Source organism: Pseudolactococcus insecticola, from assembly GCF_011170065.1.
GTDB lineage: Bacteria > Bacillota > Bacilli > Lactobacillales > Streptococcaceae > Pseudolactococcus > Pseudolactococcus insecticola.
Genome location: NZ_BLLH01000010.1, coordinates 66,198 through 87,727 on the forward strand (window position 1 = coordinate 66,198; position 21,530 = coordinate 87,727).

1 protein-coding gene is annotated in these 21,530 nt (G+C 43.3%); it reads right to left on the bottom strand.

Features of this window, described 5'->3' with window-relative positions:
• Nucleotides 1–47 precede the first annotated feature (47 nt).
• A complete protein-coding gene (locus tag Hs20B_RS08420) occupies nt 48–21,038 on the bottom strand; it encodes an Ig-like domain-containing protein (protein ID WP_172357487.1) in 20,991 nt (6,996 codons plus the stop codon).
• Nucleotides 21,039–21,530: the final 492 nt, after the last annotated feature.

The following is a 21,530-nucleotide window of genomic DNA, read 5'->3' on the forward strand; positions in this document are numbered from 1 at the left end:
TTTTTAGGAGTAGTGCTGTGCCAAACAAGCTGTTTAACTAGTTTAACTTACATCCACCATTTGCGTTTACCATTTTGATAAACATGTTTGAGCTGTGTTTCTTCGGTTTTCTTGCGACGTTTCCATGCAAGTAAGAAGAATGGCGCAAGGAATGCTGCACCTAGAAGACTAGCTGCCGTGCCACTGTCTTCACCAGTTCTTGGTAGAACTGGGTAGGCAGTCGCTGCTGGTGTACTAGCAGGTTGCGTGCTAGTGCCTGGCAATGTTGGCGTAGTTGGTGCGCTTGGTTTAGCAGGTTCAGAAGGGACTGTTACCTTAGTCGGATCTGACGGAACACCGTTTTTACCTACTTCGATAACAGATAGATCATCACCAGATTTAGCTGGAACGGTTACTGTGAAGTTACCGTCTGGATCAACTGTAGTTGTGCCTATGACGTTGCCATCTTTATCTTTGATAAGGATCGTGTCGCCCGGCGTGCCTTTGCCTGTGATTGTGACATTGCCATTGCTATCTGGGGTAGAGACTACTACATCAGATGGTGTGCTTGGTTTTGTCGTGTCACTTGGTACTGTTACCTTAGCAGGATCAGACTGAACGCCGTTTTTACCTACTTCGATGACAGTGAGATCATCACCAGATTTAGCTGGAACAGTTACTGTGAAGTTACCGTCTGGATCAACTGTAGTTGTGCCAATGACATTGCCATCTTTATCTTTGATAAGGATCGTGTCGCCCGGCGTGCCTTTGCCTGTGATTGTGACATTGCCATTATCATCTGGAGTTGAGACAACTACGTCAGATGGAGTGCTTGGTTTTGTCGTATCACTTGGTACTGTTACCTTAGCAGGGTCAGATGGAACACCATTTTTGCCTACTTCGATGACAGATAGATCATCACCAGATTTAGCTGGAACGGTTACTGTGAAGTTACCGTCTGAATCAACTGTAGTTGTGCCAATGACATTGCCATCTTTATCTTTGATAAGGATCGTGTCACCCGGCGTGCCTTTACCTGTGATTGTGACATTGCCATTGCTATCTGGGGTAGAGACTACTACATCAGATGGAGTGCTTGGTTTTGTCGTGTCACTTGGTACTGTTACCTTAGCAGGATCTGACGGAACACCATTTTTGCCTACTTCGATGACAGTGAGTTCATCGCCTGATTTAGCTGGAACAGTCACTGTGAAGTTACCGTCTGGATCAACTGTGGTTGTACCGATGACATTGCCATCTTTATCTTTGATAAGGATCGTGTCACCCGGCGTGCCTTTGCCTGTGATTGTGACATTGCCATTGCTATCTGGGGTAGAGACTACTACGTCAGATGGTGCGCTTGGTTTTGTCGTATCACTTGGTACTGTTACCTTAGCAGGATCAGATGGAACACCATTTTTGCCTACTTCGATGACAGATAGATCATCACCAGATTTAGCTGGAACGGTTACTGTGAAGTTACCGTCTGGATCAACTGTAGTTGTGCCAATGACATTGCCATCTTTATCTTTGATAAGGATCGTGTCGCCCGGCGTGCCTTTACCTGTGATTGTGACATTGCCATTATCATCTGGAGTTGAGACAACTACGTCAGATGGTGTGCTTGGTTTTGTCGTGTCACTTGGTACTGTTACCTTAGCAGGATCTGACGGAATACCGTTCTTACCTGTTTCAGTAACTGTGAGATCATCACCTGATTGTGCTGGAACATTTACTGTAAAGTTACCGTTTGGATCTACTGTAGTTGTGCCGATGACATTACCATCTTTATCTTTGATGGTGATAGTGTCACCTGGAGTTCCAGTACCAGTAATAGTTACTTCTCCATTGTTATTAGGAGTAGTTACGTTTGTGATTACAGGTGCATTTGGAATAGTTACGTATAGAGGATCATCTACTAGTGTAATTGGAGTAATAATACTGATTGGATCAGATGTATTACCATTTGGATCTGTTTGAGTAACTGTAAGCTCTTCACCTGGAGTAGCTGGTACATCAACTGAATAATTACCATTTGGATCTACTGTTGTAGTTCCTATTACATTACCATCTTTGTCTTTAATAGTGATGGTATCTCCAGGTGTACCAGTACCTGTGATAGTTACTTCTCCGTTTGAGTTTGGAGTAGTTATGTTATCTACCGTAGGAGCATCTACTGTAATAGTAGGAGTCTTAGTATCTGGAACTTTAACGTTGATTGGATCTGATGTATTACCGTTGTTATCAGTTTGGATAACTGTAAGATCATCACCACCATTAGCTGGTACATCAACTGTAAAGTTACCATCTGGATCTACTGTTGTAGTACCTATTACATTACCATCTTTATCTTTGATTGTGATAGTATCACCTGGCGTGCCTTTACCCGTGATGGTGACGTTGCCGCTATCATCCGGGGTAGAAACTACCACATTGGATGGTGTGCTTGGTTTTGTCGTGTCACTTGGTACTGTTACCTTAGCAGGATCAGACGGAACACCGTTTTTACCTGTTTCAGTAACTGTGAGATCATCGCCAGGATTTGCTGGAACGTCTACTGTGAAGTTACCATTTGGATCAACTGTGGTTGTACCAATCGTGTTACCATCTTTATCTTTGATCGTGATGGTATCACCTGGTGTGCCCGTGCCCGTGATTGTTGTATCACCTGCAGTATTAGGCACTGTCGCTGTAACATTGTCAGGGGCGGATGGAACCGTTGGTCCGGACGGTACTACGACTTGCGTTGGTTTAGAATTATCACCGTTTTGGTCCGTTTCGATGACGGTTAATTCATCATTTGGTTTAGCAGGTACGTCTACTGTGAAGTTGCCATTTTTGTCAACTGTACCAGTGCCGATGACATTACCATCTTTATCTTTGATTGTGATGGTATCGCCTGGTGTGCCCGTGCCCGTGATTGTTGTATCACCTGCAGTATTAGGCACTGTCGCTGTAACATTGCCAGGGGCGGATGGAACCGTTGGCACTACAATCGGCGTTTTCGGGTTATTATCTGGAACAAGTGGGTTAGTACCATTGTCAACCTCGGCACCATCGTCAACGCCATCACCATCGGTATCAGGGTTGAATGGATCCGTGCCCAAGGCTTCTTCCTCACTGTTAGTCAGACCGTCGCTGTCGGGATCGCCGATGAGCCAGTCAGAGTCGGAATCTTCTGTTGAATCTGAAATTTCAGTAGAGTTGCTATCTTCTGTTGAATCGGAATCTTCGCTTGAATCGCTGTCTTCAGACGAATCTGAGTCTTCACTTGAATCGCTATCTTCTGTGGAATCACTATCTACACTTGAATCGCTATCTTCAGATGAATCGCTATCTACACTTGAATCGCTGTCTTCAGATGAATCGGAATCTTCTGTGGAATCGCTATCTTCGGATGAGTCGGAATCTTCTGTGGAATCACTATCTTCGGATGAATCACTATCTACACTTGAATCGCTGTCTTCAGATGAATCGGAATCTTCTGTGGAATCACTATCTTCGGATGAATCACTATCTACACTTGAATCGCTGTCTTCAGATGAATCGGAATCTTCTGTGGAATCACTATCTTCGGATGAATCGGAATCTTCTGTGGAATCACTATCCTCGGCAGAATCAGAATCTTTTGAGGAGTCGCTGTCTTCTGATGAATCGCTATCTTCTGTTGAATCTGAGTCTTCTGAGGAGTCACTGTCTTCAGATGAATCAGAATCTTCTGTGGAGTCACTATCTTCTGTAGAATCGGAATCTTCTGTAGAATCTAGCGCAGTTGCTGATTCGCTATCCGCTGTTGAATCTGAATCTTCTGAGGAATCACTGTCTTCAGATGAATCTGAGTCTTCTGAGGAATCGCTGTCTTCGTCTGAATCTGAGTCTTCTGAGGAATCGCTGTCTTCAGATGAATCTGAGTCTTCTGTTGAGTCGCTATCTTCAGATGAATCTGAGTCTTCTGAGGAATCGCTGTCTTCAGATGAATCTGAGTCTTCTGTTGAATCGCTGTCTTCGTCTGAATCTGAGTCTTCTGTTGAGTCGCTATCTTCAGATGAATCTGAGTCTTCTGAGGAGTCACTGTCTTCAGATGAGTCTGAGTCTTCTGAGGAATCGCTGTCTTCAGATGAGTCTGAGTCTTCTGAGGAATCGCTGTCTTCAGATGAATCTGAGTCTTCTGAGGAATCGCTGTCTTCGTCTGAATCTGAGTCTTCTGAGGAATCGCTGTCTTCAGATGAATCTGAGTCTTCTGAGGAATCGCTGTCTTCAGATGAATCTGAGTCTTCTGAGGAATCGCTATCTTCTGTTGAATCTGAATCTTCTGAGGAGTCACTGTCTTCAGATGAATCTGAGTCTTCTGTTGAGTCACTGTTTTCAGATGAATCTGAGTCTTCTGTTGAATCGCTGTCTTCGTCTGAATCTGAGTCTTCTGTTGAGTCGCTATCTTCAGATGAGTCTGAATCTTCTGAGGAGTCACTGTCTTCAGATGAATCTGAGTCTTCTGTTGAGTCGCTATCTTCAGATGATTCTGAATCTTCTGAGGAATCACTGTCTTCAGATGAATCTGAGTCTTCTGTTGAATCACTGTCTTCAGATGAATCTGAGTCTTCTGAGGAATCGCTATCTTCTGTTGAATCGCTGTCTTCAGATGAATCTGAGTCTTCTGTTGAGTCGCTATCTTCAGATGATTCTGAGTCTTCTGTTGAATCGCTGTCTTCAGATGAATCTGAGTCTTCTGTTGAATCGCTGTCTTCGTCTGAATCTGAGTCTTCTGAGGAATCACTGTCTTCAGATGAATCTGAGTCTTCTGAGGAATCGCTGTCTTCAGATGAATCTGAGTCTTCTGTTGAATCGCTATCTTCAGATGAATCTGAGTCTTCTGTTGAATCGCTATCTTCAGATGAATCTGAGTCTTCTGTTGAGTCGCTATCTTCTGTTGAATCTGAATCTTCTGAGGAGTCACTGTCTTCAGATGAATCTGAGTCTTCTGTTGAGTCACTGTTTTCAGATGAATCTGAGTCTTCTGTTGAGTCGCTATCTTCAGATGATTCTGAATCTTCTGAGGAATCACTGTCTTCAGATGAATCTGAGTCTTCTGTTGAATCACTGTCTTCAGATGAATCTGAGTCTTCTGAGGAATCGCTATCTTCTGTTGAATCTGAATCTTCTGAGGAGTCACTGTCTTCAGATGAATCTGAGTCTTCTGTTGAGTCGCTATCTTCAGATGATTCTGAATCTTCTGAGGAATCACTGTCTTCAGATGAATCTGAATCTTCTGTTGAGTCGCTGTCTTCAGATGAGTCTGAGTCTTCTGTTGAATCTGAATCTTCTGAGGAGTCACTGTCTTCAGATGAATCTGAGTCTTCTGAGGAATCGCTGTCTTCAGATGAATCTGAGTCTTCTGTTGAGTCGCTATCTTCAGATGATTCTGAGTCTTCTGTTGAATCGCTGTCTTCAGATGAATCTGAGTCTTCTGTTGAATCGCTGTCTTCAGATGAATCTGAGTCTTCTGTTGAATCGCTGTCTTCAGATGAATCTGAGTCTTCTGTTGAATCGCTGTCTTCGTCTGAATCTAAGTCTTCTGAGGAATCGCTATCTTCTGTTGAGTCGCTATCTTCAGATGAATCTGAATCTTCTGAGGAATCACTGTCTTCAGATGAATCTGAGTCTTCTGTTGAATCGCTGTCTTCGTCTGAATCTGAGTCTTCTGTTGAGTCGCTATCTTCAGATGAATCTGAATCTTCTGAGGAGTCACTGTCTTCAGATGAATCTGAGTCTTCTGAGGAATCGCTGTCTTCAGATGAATCTGAGTCTTCTGTTGAATCGCTGTCTTCAGATGAATCTGAGTCTTCTGAGGAATCGCTATCTTCTGTTGAATCTGAATCTTCTGAGGAGTCACTGTCTTCAGATGAATCTGAGTCTTCTGAGGAATCGCTATCTTCTGTTGAATCTGAATCTTCTGTAGAATCTAGCGCAGTTGCTGATTCGCTATCCGCTGTTGAATCTGAATCTTCATCGGAGTCTGAATCTTCTGTTGAGTCGCTGTCTTCAGATGAGTCTGAGTCTTCTGTTGAATCTGAATCTTCTGAGGAGTCACTGTCTTCAGATGAATCTGAGTCTTCTGAGGAATCGCTGTCTTCAGATGAATCTGAGTCTTCTGTTGAGTCGCTATCTTCAGATGAATCTGAGTCTTCTGTTGAATCGCTGTCTTCAGATGAATCTGAGTCTTCTGTTGAATCGCTGTCTTCAGATGAATCTGAGTCTTCTGTTGAATCGCTGTCTTCAGATGAATCTGAGTCTTCTGTTGAATCGCTGTCTTCGTCTGAATCTGAGTCTTCTGAGGAATCGCTATCTTCTGTTGAGTCGCTATCTTCAGATGAATCTGAATCTTCTGAGGAATCACTGTCTTCAGATGAATCTGAGTCTTCTGTTGAATCGCTGTCTTCGTCTGAATCTGAGTCTTCTGTTGAGTCGCTATCTTCAGATGAATCTGAATCTTCTGAGGAGTCACTGTCTTCAGATGAATCTGAGTCTTCTGAGGAATCGCTGTCTTCAGATGAATCTGAGTCTTCTGTTGAATCGCTGTCTTCAGATGAATCTGAGTCTTCTGAGGAATCGCTATCTTCTGTTGAGTCGCTATCTTCAGATGAATCTGAATCTTCTGAGGAATCACTGTTTTCAGATGAATCTGAGTCTTCTGAGGAATCACTGTCTTCAGATGAATCTGAGTCTTCTGAGGAATCGCTGTCTTCAGATGAATCTGAGTCTTCTGTTGAATCGCTGTCTTCGTCTGAATCTGAGTCTTCTGTTGAGTCGCTATCTTCGTCTGAATCTGAGTCTTCTGTTGAATCACTGTCTTCAGATGAATCGCTATCTTCTGTTGAATCTGAATCTTCTGAGGAGTCACTGTCTTCAGATGAATCTGAGTCTTCTGTTGAATCACTGTCTTCAGATGAATCTGAGTCTTCTGAGGAATCGCTGTCTTCTGTTGAGTCGCTATCTTCAGATGAATCTGAATCTTCTGAGGAATCACTGTCTTCAGATGAATCTGAGTCTTCTGAGGAGTCACTGTTTTCAGATGAATCTGAGTCTTCTGAGGAATCGCTATCTTCGTCTGAATCTGAGTCTTCTGTTGAATCACTGTCTTCAGATGAATCTGAGTCTTCTGAGGAGTCACTGTTTTCAGATGAATCTGAGTCTTCTGAGGAATCGCTATCTTCGTCTGAATCTGAGTCTTCTGTTGAGTCGCTGTCTTCAGATGAATCTGAGTCTTCTGTTGAGTCGCTATCTTCTGTTGAATCTGAATCCTCTGAGGAGTCACTGTCTTCAGATGAATCTGAGTCTTCTGAGGAATCGCTATCTTCTGTTGAATCTGAATCTTCTGTAGAATCTAGCGCAGTTGCTGATTCGCTATCCGCTGTTGAATCTGAATCTTCTGAGGAGTCACTGTCTTCAGATGAATCTGAGTCTTCTGAGGAATCACTGTCTTCAGATGAATCTGAGTCTTCTGAGGAGTCACTGTTTTCAGATGAATCTGAGTCTTCTGAGGAATCGCTATCTTCGTCTGAATCTGAGTCTTCTGTTGAGTCGCTGTCTTCTGTTGAGTCGCTATCTTCTGTTGAGTCGCTATCTTCTGTTGAATCTGAATCCTCTGAGGAGTCACTGTCTTCAGATGAATCTGAGTCTTCTGTTGAATCACTGTCTTCAGATGAATCTGAGTCTTCTGAGGAATCGCTATCTTCTGTTGAATCTGAATCTTCTGTAGAATCTAGCGCAGTTGCTGATTCGCTATCCGCTGTTGAATCTGAATCTTCTGAGGAGTCACTGTCTTCAGATGAATCTGAGTCTTCTGTTGAATCGCTGTCTTCAGATGAATCTGAATCTTCTGAGGAATCACTGTCTTCAGATGAATCTGAGTCTTCTGAGGAGTCACTGTCTTCAGATGAATCTGAGTCTTCTGTTGAATCACTGTCTTCAGATGAATCTGAGTCTTCTGAGGAATCGCTATCTTCTGTTGAATCTGAATCTTCTGTAGAATCTAGCGCAGTTGCTGATTCGCTATCCGCTGTTGAATCTGAATCTTCATCGGAGTCTGAATCTTCTGTTGAGCCGCTGTCTTCAGATGAGTCTGAGTCTTCTGTTGAATCACTGTCTTCAGATGAATCTGAGTCTTCTGTTGAATCACTGTCTTCAGATGAATCGCTATCTTCTGTTGAGCCGCTATCTTCAAATGAATCTGAATCTTCTGAGGAATCACTGTCTTCAGATGAATCTGAGTCTTCTGTTGAGTCGCTATCTTCGTCTGAATCTGAATCTTCATCGGAGTCACTGTCTTCAGATGAATCTGAGTCTTCTGAGGAATCGCTGTCTTCTGTTGAATCGCTATCTTCTGTTGAATCTGAATCTTCTGAGGAGTCACTGTCTTCTGTTGAATCGCTGTCTTCTGTTGAATCTGAATCTTCAGCAGAATCAGAAACTTCGTCTGAAGAAGAATCATCTGTTGAATCGCTCAATTCTTCCGAATCGCTATCTGCATCACTATCTGAATCTTCAGCAGAATCTGAAACCTCGTCTGAAGCAGAGTCGTCTGTTGAATCGCTCAATTCTTCCGAATCACTATCTGCATCCGAGTCTGAATCTTCAGCAGAATCAGAAACTTCGTCTGAAGAAGAATCGTCTGTTGAATCGCTCAATTCTTCCGAATCACTATCTGCATCAGAGTCTGAATCTTCAGCAGAATCAGAAACTTCGTCTGAAGAAGAATCGTCTGTTGAATCACTCAATTCTTCCGAATCACTGTCAGCATCCGAGTCTGAATCTTCAGCAGAATCAGAAACTTCGTCTGAAGAAGAATCGTCTGTTGAATCGCTCAATTCTTCCGAATCACTATCTGCATCCGAGTCTGAATCTTCAGCAGAATCAGAAACTTCGTCTGAAGTAGAATCATCTGTTGAATCGCTCAACTCTTCTGAATCACTATCTGCATCCGAGTCTGAATCTTCAGTAGAATCTGAAACTTCGTCTGAAGAAGAATCGTCTGTTGAATCGCTCAATTCTTCTGAATCGCTATCAGCATCCGAGTCTGAATCTTCAGCAGAATCAGAAACTTCGTCTGAAGAAGAATCATCTGTTGAATCACTCAATTCTTCCGAATCACTGTCAGCATCTGAGTCTGAATCTTCAGCAGAATCAGAAACTTCGTCTGAAGTAGAATCATCTGTTGAATCGCTCAACTCTTCTGAATCACTATCTGCATCCGAGTCTGAATCTTCAGTAGAATCTGAAACCTCGTCTGAAGTAGAATCGTCTGTTGAATCGCTCAACTCTTCTGAATCACTATCTGCATCCGAGTCTGAATCTTCAGCAGAATCAGAAACTTCGTCTGAATCCGACGCTTCTGTTGAATCTGCATGATCAGCAGAATCACTATCAGCTTCACTATCTGAATCTTCAGTAGAATCTGAAACTTCGTCTGAAGAAGAATCGTCTGTTGAATCGCTCAATTCTTCCGAATCACTATCTGCATCCGAGTCTGAATCTTCAGTAGAATCAGAAACTTCGTCTGAAGAAGAATCGTCTGTTGAATCGCTCAACTCTTCAGAATCACTATCTGCATCACTATCTGAATCTTCAGCAGAATCTGAAACTTCGTCTGAAGTAGAATCGTCTGTTGAATCGCTCAATTCTGCTGAATCACTATCTGCATCAGAGTCTGAATCTTCACTAGAATCTGAAACCTCGTCTGAATCAGACGCTTCTGTTGAATCTGCATGATCAGCAGAATCACTATCAGCTTCGCTATCTGAATCTTCAGTAGAATCAGAAACCTCGTCTGAAGAAGAATCGTCTGTTGAATCGCTCAATTCTTCAGAATCACTATCTGCATCGCTATCTGAATCTTCAGCAGAATCAGAAACTTCGTCTGAAGAAGAATCATCTGTTGAATCGCTCAACTCTTCTGAATCGCTATCTGCATCGCTATCTGAATCTTCAGTAGAATCAGAAACTTCGTCTGAAGAAGAATCATCTGTTGAATCGCTCAATTCTTCCGAATCACTATCTGCATCCGAGTCTGAATCTTCAGCAGAATCAGAAACTTCGTCTGAATCCGACGCTTCTGTTGAATCTACATGATCAGCAGAATCACTATCTGCATCCGAGTCTGAATCTTCAGCAGAATCTGAAACCTCGTCTGAAGAAGAGTCATCTGTCGAATCGCTCAATTCTTCTGAATCACTATCAGCATCGCTATCTGAATCTTCAGTAGAATCTGAAACTTCGTCTGAAGAAGAATCATCTGTTGAATCGCTCAATTCTTCCGAATCACTATCAGCATCCGAGTCTGAATCTTCAGTAGAATCAGAAACTTCGTCTGAAGAAGAATCGTCTGTTGAATCGCTCAATTCTTCTGAATCGCTATCAGCATCGCTATCTGAATCTTCAGCAGAATCAGAAACTTCGTCTGAAGAAGAATCATCTGTTGAATCGCTCAATTCTTCCGAATCACTATCAGCATCCGAATCTGAATCTTCAGTAGAATCTGAAACTTCGTCTGAAGAAGAATCATCTGTTGAATCACTCAATTCTTCCGAATCACTATCTGCATCCGAGTCTGAATCTTCAGTAGAATCTGAAACCTCGTCTGAATCCGACGCTTCTGTTGAATCTGCATGATCAGCAGAATCACTATCAGCTTCACTATCTGAATCTTCAGTAGAATCTGAAACTTCGTCTGAAGAAGAATCGTCTGTTGAATCGCTCAATTCTTCCGAATCACTATCTGCATCCGAGTCTGAATCTTCAGTAGAATCAGAAACTTCGTCTGAAGAAGAATCATCTGTCGAATCACTCAATTCTTCAGAATCACTATCTGCATCGCTATCTGAATCTTCAGCAGAATCAGAAACTTCGTCTGAAGAAGAATCGTCTGTTGAATCACTCAACTCTTCAGAATCACTATCTGCATCGCTATCTGAATCTTCAGCAGAATCAGAAACTTCGTCTGAAGAAGAATCATCTGTTGAATCGCTCAATTCTTCAGAATCACTGTCAGCATCAGAGTCTGAATCTTCAGTAGAATCTGAAACCTCGTCTGAATCCGACGCTTCTGTTGAATCTGCATGATCAGCAGAATCACTATCTGCATCACTATCTGAATCTTCAGTAGAATCTGAAACCTCGTCTGAAGAAGAATCATCTGTCGAATCACTCAATTCTTCCGAATCACTATCAGCATCTGAGTCTGAATCTTCAGTAGAATCTGAAACCTCGTCTGAAGAAGAATCGTCTGTTGAATCGCTCAATTCTTCCGAATCACTATCAGCATCCGAGTCTGAATCTTCAGCAGAATCAGAAACTTCGTCTGAAGAAGAATCGTCTGTTGAATCGCTCAATTCTTCTGAATCGCTATCAGCATCCGAGTCTGAATCTTCAGTAGAATCAGAAACTTCGTCTGAAGAAGAATCGTCTGTTGAATCGCTCAATTCTTCCGAATCACTATCTGCATCGCTATCTGAATCTTCAGCAGAATCAGAAACCTCATCTGAAGTAGAATCATCTGTCGAATCGCTCAATTCTTCCGAATCACTGTCAGCATCGCTATCTGAATCTTCAGCAGAATCTGAAACCTCGTCTGAAGAAGAATCGTCTGTTGAATCGCTCAATTCTTCCGAATCACTATCAGCATCACTATCTGAATCTTCAGTAGAATCAGAAACTTCGTCTGAAGTAGAATCGTCTGTTGAATCGCTCAATTCTTCTGAATCACTATCTGCATCTGAGTCTGAATCTTCAGCAGAATCTGAAACCTCGTCTGAATCCGACGCTTCTGTTGAATCTGCATGATCAGCAGAATCACTATCTGCATCGCTATCTGAATCTTCAGTAGAATCAGAAACTTCGTCTGAAGAAGAATCATCTGTTGAATCGCTCAATTCTGCTGAATCACTATCAGCATCGCTATCTGAATCTTCAGCAGAATCAGAAACTTCGTCTGAAGTAGAATCGTCTGTTGAATCGCTCAATTCTGCTGAATCACTGTCAGCATCGCTATCTGAATCTTCAGCAGAATCAGAAACTTCGTCTGAAGAAGAATCGTCTGTTGAATCGCTCAACTCTTCCGAATCACTATCAGCATCCGAGTCTGAATCTTCAGTAGAATCTGAAACTTCGTCTGAAGAAGAATCGTCTGTTGAATCGCTCAATTCTTCCGAATCACTATCTGCATCGCTATCTGAATCTTCAGCAGAATCTGAAACTTCGGCTGAAGTAGAATCGTCTGTTGAATCGCTCAACTCTTCCGAATCACTATCAGCATCCGAGTCTGAATCTTCAGTAGAATCAGAAACTTCGTCTGAAGTAGAATCATCTGTTGAATCGCTCAATTCTTCCGAATCACTATCAGCATCAGAGTCTGAATCTTCAGTAGAATCAGAAACTTCGTCTGAAGTAGAATCGTCTGTTGAATCGCTCAATTCTTCTGAATCACTGTCTGCTTCGCTATCAGAATCTTCACTAGAATCTGAAACCTCGTCTGAATCAGACGCTTCTGTTGAATCTGCATGATCAGCAGAATCACTATCAGCATCGCTATCTGAATCTTCAGTAGAATCTGAAACTTCGTCTGAAGAAGAATCATCTGTTGAATCGCTCAATTCTTCTGAATCACTATCAGCATCGCTATCTGAATCTTCAGTAGAATCAGAAACTTCGTCTGAAGTAGAATCATCTGTTGAATCACTCAATTCTTCAGAATCACTATCTGCATCGCTATCTGAATCTTCAGTAGAATCAGAAACTTCGTCTGAAGTAGAATCGTCTGTTGAATCGCTCAATTCTTCTGAATCGCTATCCGCATCACTATCTGAATCTTCAGCAGAATCTGAAACTTCGTCTGAAGTAGAATCGTCTGTTGAATCACTCAACTCTTCTGAATCACTGTCAGCATCGCTATCTGAATCTTCAGTAGAATCAGAAACTTCGTCTGAAGAAGAATCATCTGTTGAATCTGCATGCTCAGCCGAATCACTATCAGCATCTGAGTCTGAATCTTCAGCAGAATCAGAAATTTCGTCCGAGTCTGAATCTTCAGCAGAATCAGAAATTTCGTCCGAGTCCGAATCTTCAGCAGAATCTGAAACCTCATCAGAATCACTGAACACATCGCTATCACTATCAGCATCAGAATCAAAATCTTCAGCAGAATCGCTATCTTCAGTCGAATCACTATCCTCAGTCGAGTCAGAAATCTCATCAGACTCAGCGAGTGAGTCATGGTCTTGATCATACGTAATCGTATCATCATCAGCCGCAATCGTGCCAACACCGTTTAAGGTCTTCGCATTTTTCAGTGAAACCGCAGTCATGATAGCTGTCGCTTTGTCAGCTACCCAGCCCGTTTCATCGTTAGCTTCAACTGCGTTCATCGTGACATTGCCATCAGCATCTACCTCTGCGCCGTTTTCAGCCGCAGTGCCATTTACCGTCTCGCTCGCAGGATCGATCGTATAGTCTGCTCCCGCGGCAGTCGGATGCGTGTCAACATCGCCATCCACAGCGTACAAACTCAAGTCAGCGCCGTCAGGAATTTCTTCCCCCGTCACCAAATCCTTGAAGTAAGTCTTCGTCACCGTGACCGACTCAACCGTATCGAAATTCTTCGACGGATCAAGCGGATACACATTGTGCACCGTGTAGGATACAGTAAATGTCTCAGTTGTTTCAGCCGTATTATGGACTAGACTAATAGTAACAGGCGCATTATCCGTGCTGAAAACAGCATCATCGACAGGCACACCATTTGCTAACACCACGTATCCAGCTGCTTCATAGGACGCGATTAGGCTTGCAATTTGCGCATATTCAGGTGAGTCTGTGATCTTGCTATCAGTCACGCCAGTCAAAGTAACAGACGGTGTAGACAGGATAGTAGACGGATCAGTCGCATCAACAAAGTTCACAACAAGTGACTGAGGATCAGCTTCATAGCTTGCAGTCAAGACCTGTTGATGGGTATCTGTCGTGCTATTGCCGTTATTTGTCGTATCAAAGGTTGTCATTACAGCAAGTGCAGCAGCAAGTGATGGATAAGTATTACCATCCTGGTCAGTAATCGTAAGCGTATAGCCAGGACGTGCCAAGTCAGCATCAGTCGTTGTCGCCGTGATCGCACTACCACTATCACCAGTCAGTGTTTCATAGACCTGGCTACCGAGCGGATCAGTGTTATTTGTTTTGATGATAGCTGTTTGTTGCGCAGCCGCTGTCGTCAAGCTAACGTTTTGGATCGCATCATCCGTGTCGCCAGGATTGTCATTATCATCGTAGTTACCCGTGATAGTCGCTGTCTTTCCATCCGCAGAGATGGTCACCGTCAACAAATCACTATCACTGCTGCCTGCTGTAAAGTAATAGCCAGGTGTAGCCGTGATAACTGTTGAAACAGTTTGATTTGACGCACCAGCCAGGGTTTGACTAGCTGTATAAGCCCCAGATACCGCAACATCGATCTCTTGCGGGTTGGGCACATAGACAAAGGTGATAACACTACCATCAGCCTGATACGTGTTTCCATCAGCAACACTGTCCGCGTCAAATGATACGCTCACAGCCACATAACCAGGAATCTTAGGCGCATCTGCTACTGTTGTCGTGATTGGATCACCAACAGCACCTTCAGGCGTGTACTCAGTCCCAGCGGCCGGCGTCAGGATTTCACCATCTTCTGACTCATAGATAACCGTTGCTGGAATCTTGATTTTTTCATATGAAACGGTAAATTGTTGCACACTTGCATCTGTCGTTGCACCAGTTCCGTTTGATGTATTATCAAATGGATTGGCCTTCAAGGCAGCTGCTAGTGTGGCATATACAATACCGTTAGGTCCTGTAACTGTGTACGTATAGTTTTTAATATCAAGGTCGGCATCTGTCAGGTCTGAGACCATATTTGCCGAGCTGACGCCTGTCATCGTATCAAGCGTAGCAGCACCATTAGGTGATGAGCTATCGCTTACGATAACAGCTTGTTGGAAGTCGGCTGTCGCAAGCAGATAGACGTCATACGTCCAGCTATCAGTGTCTGCATCATAAGTTCCCTGCGTCCCAAAAGTTTCAGGAAGTGCACCGTTAGTAGGCGTTTCAAATGAGAACGGAGAAGCAACTAGGCTAAACCCGTTAGGGATCCACCCCATTTGTTGGAGACCAGTCGTCAATACCGAACCTGGTGCAGTCCATAGGCTTCCCAACTGGGTGCTAGTTGGATCACCGTAGTTTCCGATACCTGTTTGTGGTGAAACAGAAAGCACATAGTAGACCGTCCCATCAGGATCAGTTACCTCAGGTACTGCAACACCATCTGCGTCAACAGGACGCGTCGCAAACTCGCTTGCCGCAACGATCGTCGTCATGTTGATGATTGCACTAGGCTGCGTAGATGAGTAGATGACTTGAGACTTAGTTGTTGCTGCACTCGTCGTAAAGACTACAGTTTGCGCAGTTGCGTTATTGACAGATAGGAAGTATGTTGTCCCGTTGATAGACGTCTGAGCAGGTGCATCCACGGCACTAAAGACATAGCTCAGGCCATCAGCAGAAGGCTCCCCATAAGTGCCATCGGCTGCCGTCCAGACAGTGTTTGTAACAGAATCATTTGTGATCAGGTCAGTACCGACAGTTTGTGTTCCTGTGACACTTTGTGTGACAACATTTGCTTGGAGCGTGTTACCTGTTGTCTTGTCTGTATAGTCAACTGTCCGTGTAAACGTCTTAGTCGTCGTGACACCATCGATTTTATGCACAAGATTGATGACCAGATCTTGATCTGTGCCAGTATCATTATCAAAAGTGATGGTCAAAATACCTGCCGCACTGATTGAGACGCCACTAACTGCGTTGCCATCAGCATCTGTCACGGTTGTTTTCGTCAGATCATAACCTGAGTTCAAGAGACTGCTCAGATCATAGGACTTAGTTTGACCAGACAGTGCAATTGCCGTTTGGCTGGCAAGTGTGCCACCGCTTGCGTCTTCGACATATGCTAAAGCATTCACATCGACGTCTTTAAAGCTGACATTTGCCGTCTGTGTTAACAGACTCGCAGTTGCTTGGTCAACGTCGTTTTGTGATGCATTATCATCCGCCAAGACAGTTTGTGCGTTTGGCAAGTTGTTGCCAAGGTCACCTGTAACAGATGAGCCGTCAGTCGCTGTCAAGCTACCATCACTTGCGAGCGACACGTTTGCGACTGCAGCTGCAAGCACGTTTTTATTGACCGCTTGATAGACGACATCAGTCGTTGCTGTCCCAGACAAGAGGCTGTTTGCCTGCGTGAGCGCCATCGTATACGTTGCCGCGGTAAATGTTCCGTCAGCAGTTGTCGCTGACGTACCCTCTACAGGTGAGTCGATAGCTGTCGCACTCGCAAACAAATCTGGATCAGTAGCAGTGATTCCTGCTGTCGCAGTGATACTCAACGTCACACCAGCCGTGTTCAAAAGTCCATTCAAACCAGAGTTTGTAAGCGTATTACCCGCAGCATCAAGACCGATGATACCATCATCAATCGCCTTAAGTGTAGAAACGAAACCATTTGTTCCTAAGAAGAAATTAGAGATACGTTGGGAAATACCAGCGGCAGCAATGTTAGCCATACCATCGGTATTGGGCATAGCAGCAGAAATACCCGATGCAAGTGTAGAAATAATCGCGCCATAAATCCCTGAACCAAAGACTGCTTGAACACCAGCAACGAACTGACTAGGCGTCATTCCAAGGATTTGACCAATCAATCCCCCTGTATTAAAGGCTGAAGTAACACCAGCAGCAGATGAATCTGAATCCCCAATGGCATCAATTGTAACTTGGGTTGAAATACCATTGTTATCGATGTTATAAGTACCATCAGCTTGCAATGTAGACTTCACTGCACCTGCACGTGAGTCAAAGGTTGCGATTTGTACATTCAGTGACGCTGCATATTGTGCTGCATTGGCATCATTTTGTGCCAAGGCTGCTTTTTGTGCATTGATAACTGAAGTCAAGATAGAGCGTACAAAGTCAGCACCATTACCCGTCTGACTCGCATAAGAGTTCAAAAGGTTGGTTAAGCTTGTGATAACCGCTACTGTTGTCGTATGGATCGTGTTCGTTACCTGCAAAGAAGCTGCGTAAGTAACTGATGGCAAAATCTCACTGTGGTTGTTCAACAAGCCAGACGCCACAGCATTTTTTGCAGTGTTCATGTACGTCGCAACCAGACCACCGACAAGTGGTGGGATAGACGCCGTATAGCTGTTGATGTCGTTTGAGATGGCATTAACAGCCAATAAGAGCGCATTAACTTTTGGTTGAAGCGCGTTTACGACTGTAGCAGACGCATCAACATTGATATCTTTGAGCGAATAGGTCCCATCACCATTATCTGTCATGAAGTCAAGTATAGTAGATGATGTCAAGCCTGATGACTTCATAAAGGCAATCAAGTCACTCGCAGCACTCGCAACATTGGCAGACGTGTCTGACATTTTAAGTCCAGGAATAATCGCAGTAATAATACCGCTACCTTGAGCAGCGCTTAATACGCCAGCATAGCCATTTGTACCATTTTGAATATCTGAGATAAGTTCAGTTTCTTTGAGGTAGGCATCACCCATGAGCTTGTAGTTAGCAGCAGTAGCAGAGTCAGTTGCGCTGGCAGCTAAGGCATAATAACTTGCGGCAGCCGAATAGGCATTCGCAATTGTCGTTGCTTTTGTAAAGTCAAAAGTGATACCAACTGGGAAGGCTGTCATAACAGATCCAGCACTACCTGTACCCGCAGCTACTGTTGTACCCGTGATTTTCACGTCCGTCGCTAAGCTTTGAGCAGCAACAGAAGACACATAAGCCGACTCAGTAATTCCACTCGCAACAACGGGTGTTTGCGAGTTATTGGCTGCAGTGATATAGGATGCCAACGCTGAAACAGCTGAAATAGGAGCAGATGTCCATTGTGCAATTGCTGATGAAGCAACATTAACAGACGTGTTAATCAATACTGGTGAACCATCATTAGCGATTTGAGCGGCCAAATAACTATTTGCAGCAGAAATTGCACTCGCTTGAATGTTCAAATAACTATTTGCTGCCGAATTTGCAGCTGAGGCAAGTTGATTGATTGACACAACGGCTTGTTGAAGAACAGTTTCGTTTGAACCGGTGAACATAGAGATTTCACCAACAACACCACTGAAAATAGTTGCAGTTTTATAATTTGCAGATTCAGGGTTATTCTGATTCACGTTTTGCATATTTCCTGGATTTGCAGAAGTGGTATTTGAAGCGTTGTTATCTAGTGCTAACCGATTTAATGCGGTCTCAACAGCCGCTGCAGCAGTTTGAATTGCTGCAAGTGCGGAAGCATCACCATTCATAGCATTCAAAGCATTTGTTTTAAGTGCATTAATATAATTGATAACTGCTGGCCAGTAAGTACTACTTGCATTACCAGAACCAATGATGTTATAAGGAACTAAAATATTCGGAATTGTTTGACCACTTAAAATCAAGGTTGATGTACCTGGATCAGGAATAGGCGTGAAAGACGTACCAATCGTAGTATCGGTACCTGGTTTTGGAACTGAAGTTCCATCTACGAATGTTGGATAAGCTGCTATAACTGAATTTGCAACAGTTATTCCAGTAGATCCGGAAGCTGACGTTGCCGAAACAGCGCGAACATCAGTAATTAAGTGCTTAATTGTATCAGCAATTATTGCAGAAGCAGCAGATGAACGAGTTGATTGAACGGCATCGATTACTGCTTGTGCACCTGCAGCTTGGGATGTTGTTTGTGATGCTTGAGCTGCATAACTTTGCTCAGCAAGACCTGCAGATGTAGCAATTGCCATATATGACAAATAACTTGAATCATTTGTATGAACGTTTGAAGTTAGATATGCTGAAGAACCACCGATTGTGGTTACAAGAGTTTGACCTGTAGCAAGAAGGCTAGTTTGAGCAGCTGCTAAACTTTGTGTTGCACTTGAAGCACTTATATAAGCCGTTGCAGTTGAGGCTGCTGAACCATTCACATAGGCATTAGAAGCTGATACAACTGAGTTGTATTGAGATGTTGCAGTTGAAAGAGCTGTTGAGTTAGCTGTTGAAGCAGCTAAGGCACTCGAATACACTAACGAATTAGACGTATAGAGTGAATTTTGAGTTGATAGTACAGTTGAGTTTGAAAGATAAACACTATTCATGCTCGTAATTGAGCTTGAATTACTATCTATGAATGGATATCCTTGTCCATCATTAACAACTGTGCCCGAATGTGCAACAGATGAAGCGAGTACATAATAACTTGACGCTAAAGACAGATTCCCAGTACTTGCGGCTGAGTTTGCTTGTACTAAGTATGATAAATCAGAACTTCGATTAGCATTTGCGTTTCCAAGAATAAACACCGAATCAATTGGTGCTGCTGAAACTTGTGAATAAACAGTAGAAATAAGTGATGTTGCAGATGACGCATATGATTTGATTGCTGAACTAGCTGCAATTGCTGCATTAGATGCTGAAATTGCTGCAGCACTTGCTGATGCAATGAGTGCATTTAATGAAGCAGCAATCGATGTAGAAGTACTTACAGCATTTGAATAAGGTGCAACTGATTTAGCATTTGATGCTTCTTGAGCAGCAACAGATGAGAAATATGAAGTCCCAGCTGATGCGTAGATCGAACTTGCCGTTGATGATGCTGTTTGGTAGGCAGCCGACACTGATTGGAAAGCTGAACTTGTATCATTTTCAACTGTAACATCTGCTACATCAGCATTACTAGGCACAGTAACAGTTAAGCTAACAGTGTTATTAGCATATGCAGAAACTGTAGAAGATGCACCTGAGAAAGTAGCGTCAATATCAAAGTTAGCTGATGTTGTGCTATCTGTCACACCAGAACCGCTGTTGACAACCGTGATTGCCCCTTGGTCGTTAGCGTTCGATGCTGTTGAACTGTCTTGCGTGCCGACCACTGGATAGGTAGAACCGTAGTCAGAGGTTGACGCCATCACAGACGCAGAGCTAGCAACAACACTGTTGGCTGAAGACAAGGTTGATGACGTCGCAAATGACGTACTTGCGCCAGAAAGACCAGCTGAGCCATCGTTTTGCGTCGCAGTATTGTCCACTGCTACCGCTGCACCTGAGAGCGCTGCATTTGAGACAGCTGCAGACGAGCTTGCCGCTTCTGCTAAAACCATAGCAAGCGCAACTTTTTTCCCTGCTGATGCAAGTGATGAGGCCGCTGAGGTTTGACTTGCAACTGCTGATGCATCATCCCCATTGACCACGCCCAAAGACGTCACAGCACTGCTGTTACTTGTAGCTGATGATGACGTTGCGACTGCACTACTAGTTGCCGCACTTGCTGACAAGCTAGCCGATGTGCTTGCCGATGTAGACGCTGCTACACTTGCCGACGTGCTTGCTGACAGACTTTGTGCGTATGAGCTTGCGGCTACTGAAGTAGCTGGCGCTTCTGTCGCAGAAATCATAACATATGTTACTTGATAGCTGACATTTTCAGATGCCGTGCTTGCAGCAATCTCGTAAGTCTTGCTATCGTCTGTGACCTCAGTTTTTTGATCAGGCGTTGCAGTGTTCGCCACATACATGTTGTAGCCTGCAATCGCATAGGCACGCAGATCTACCTGAGCAAAGTCTGTCCCCTCATTGACCGTTTGTGTGAGCTTGTTATTTGTGAGCGACGCAAAAGCAGGCGTCCCAGTCGGCAGACTGAATGACACCGTTTGCGTGTATGACGAAACAACGGCAGGCATAGGCGTTGCCGTTGCATCGGTTGAGCTTGTCGCATTATCATCACCAGACGAGCCTGTGCCTGTTGATGAAGTTTGTGTTTCATCAGCTTGCGCGACCACACTTTGACTCATGAGCGTCCCACCGGCCAAAGCCATCAAGATGGAACTTGCGTAGAGCCAGTTCTTTCCTTTCTTCCAAGATCGAAAGTGCGTGTGCTTTCTTTCAATCTTAACTGAAGGATCATGTTTCATGATTTTACGTTTCATGTATTTCTCCCTATAAAATTTCAGATAATTACCTGATTAGGACTCAAATTTTTACCTAATTAGGTATATTATATCACTTGATCAGTAACAAGTAAATACTTTTAGCTCAAATATTGATAAATTAGAAGTGGTTTTATTGAAGAAAACTTTCTTTTTAATCTACAACTCATAGTCATGTGATATATTAGCTTTCTATTCCTATTTTACCGCTATTTCAAAGGATAAAAAAATGATATGATTGATGGTGTTTTGATGGAGAAACTAGTGCATATCTGATTTTTAGAAAAGATTGGTTAGGAATACACATTCTCATAAAATACACATAATCATCAATAAATACTTTTTGTCACGCAACATCATTTTTACCATTGACACCACTCTCAAATATGTTATAATAAAAAACATAACTTTTAGTTATGAAAAAGCGCTAGTGGATCCCCTACCCCTAGCGCTTTTGTTTTGCCAAAAATCTAGTAACTGTCTGGGTTGACA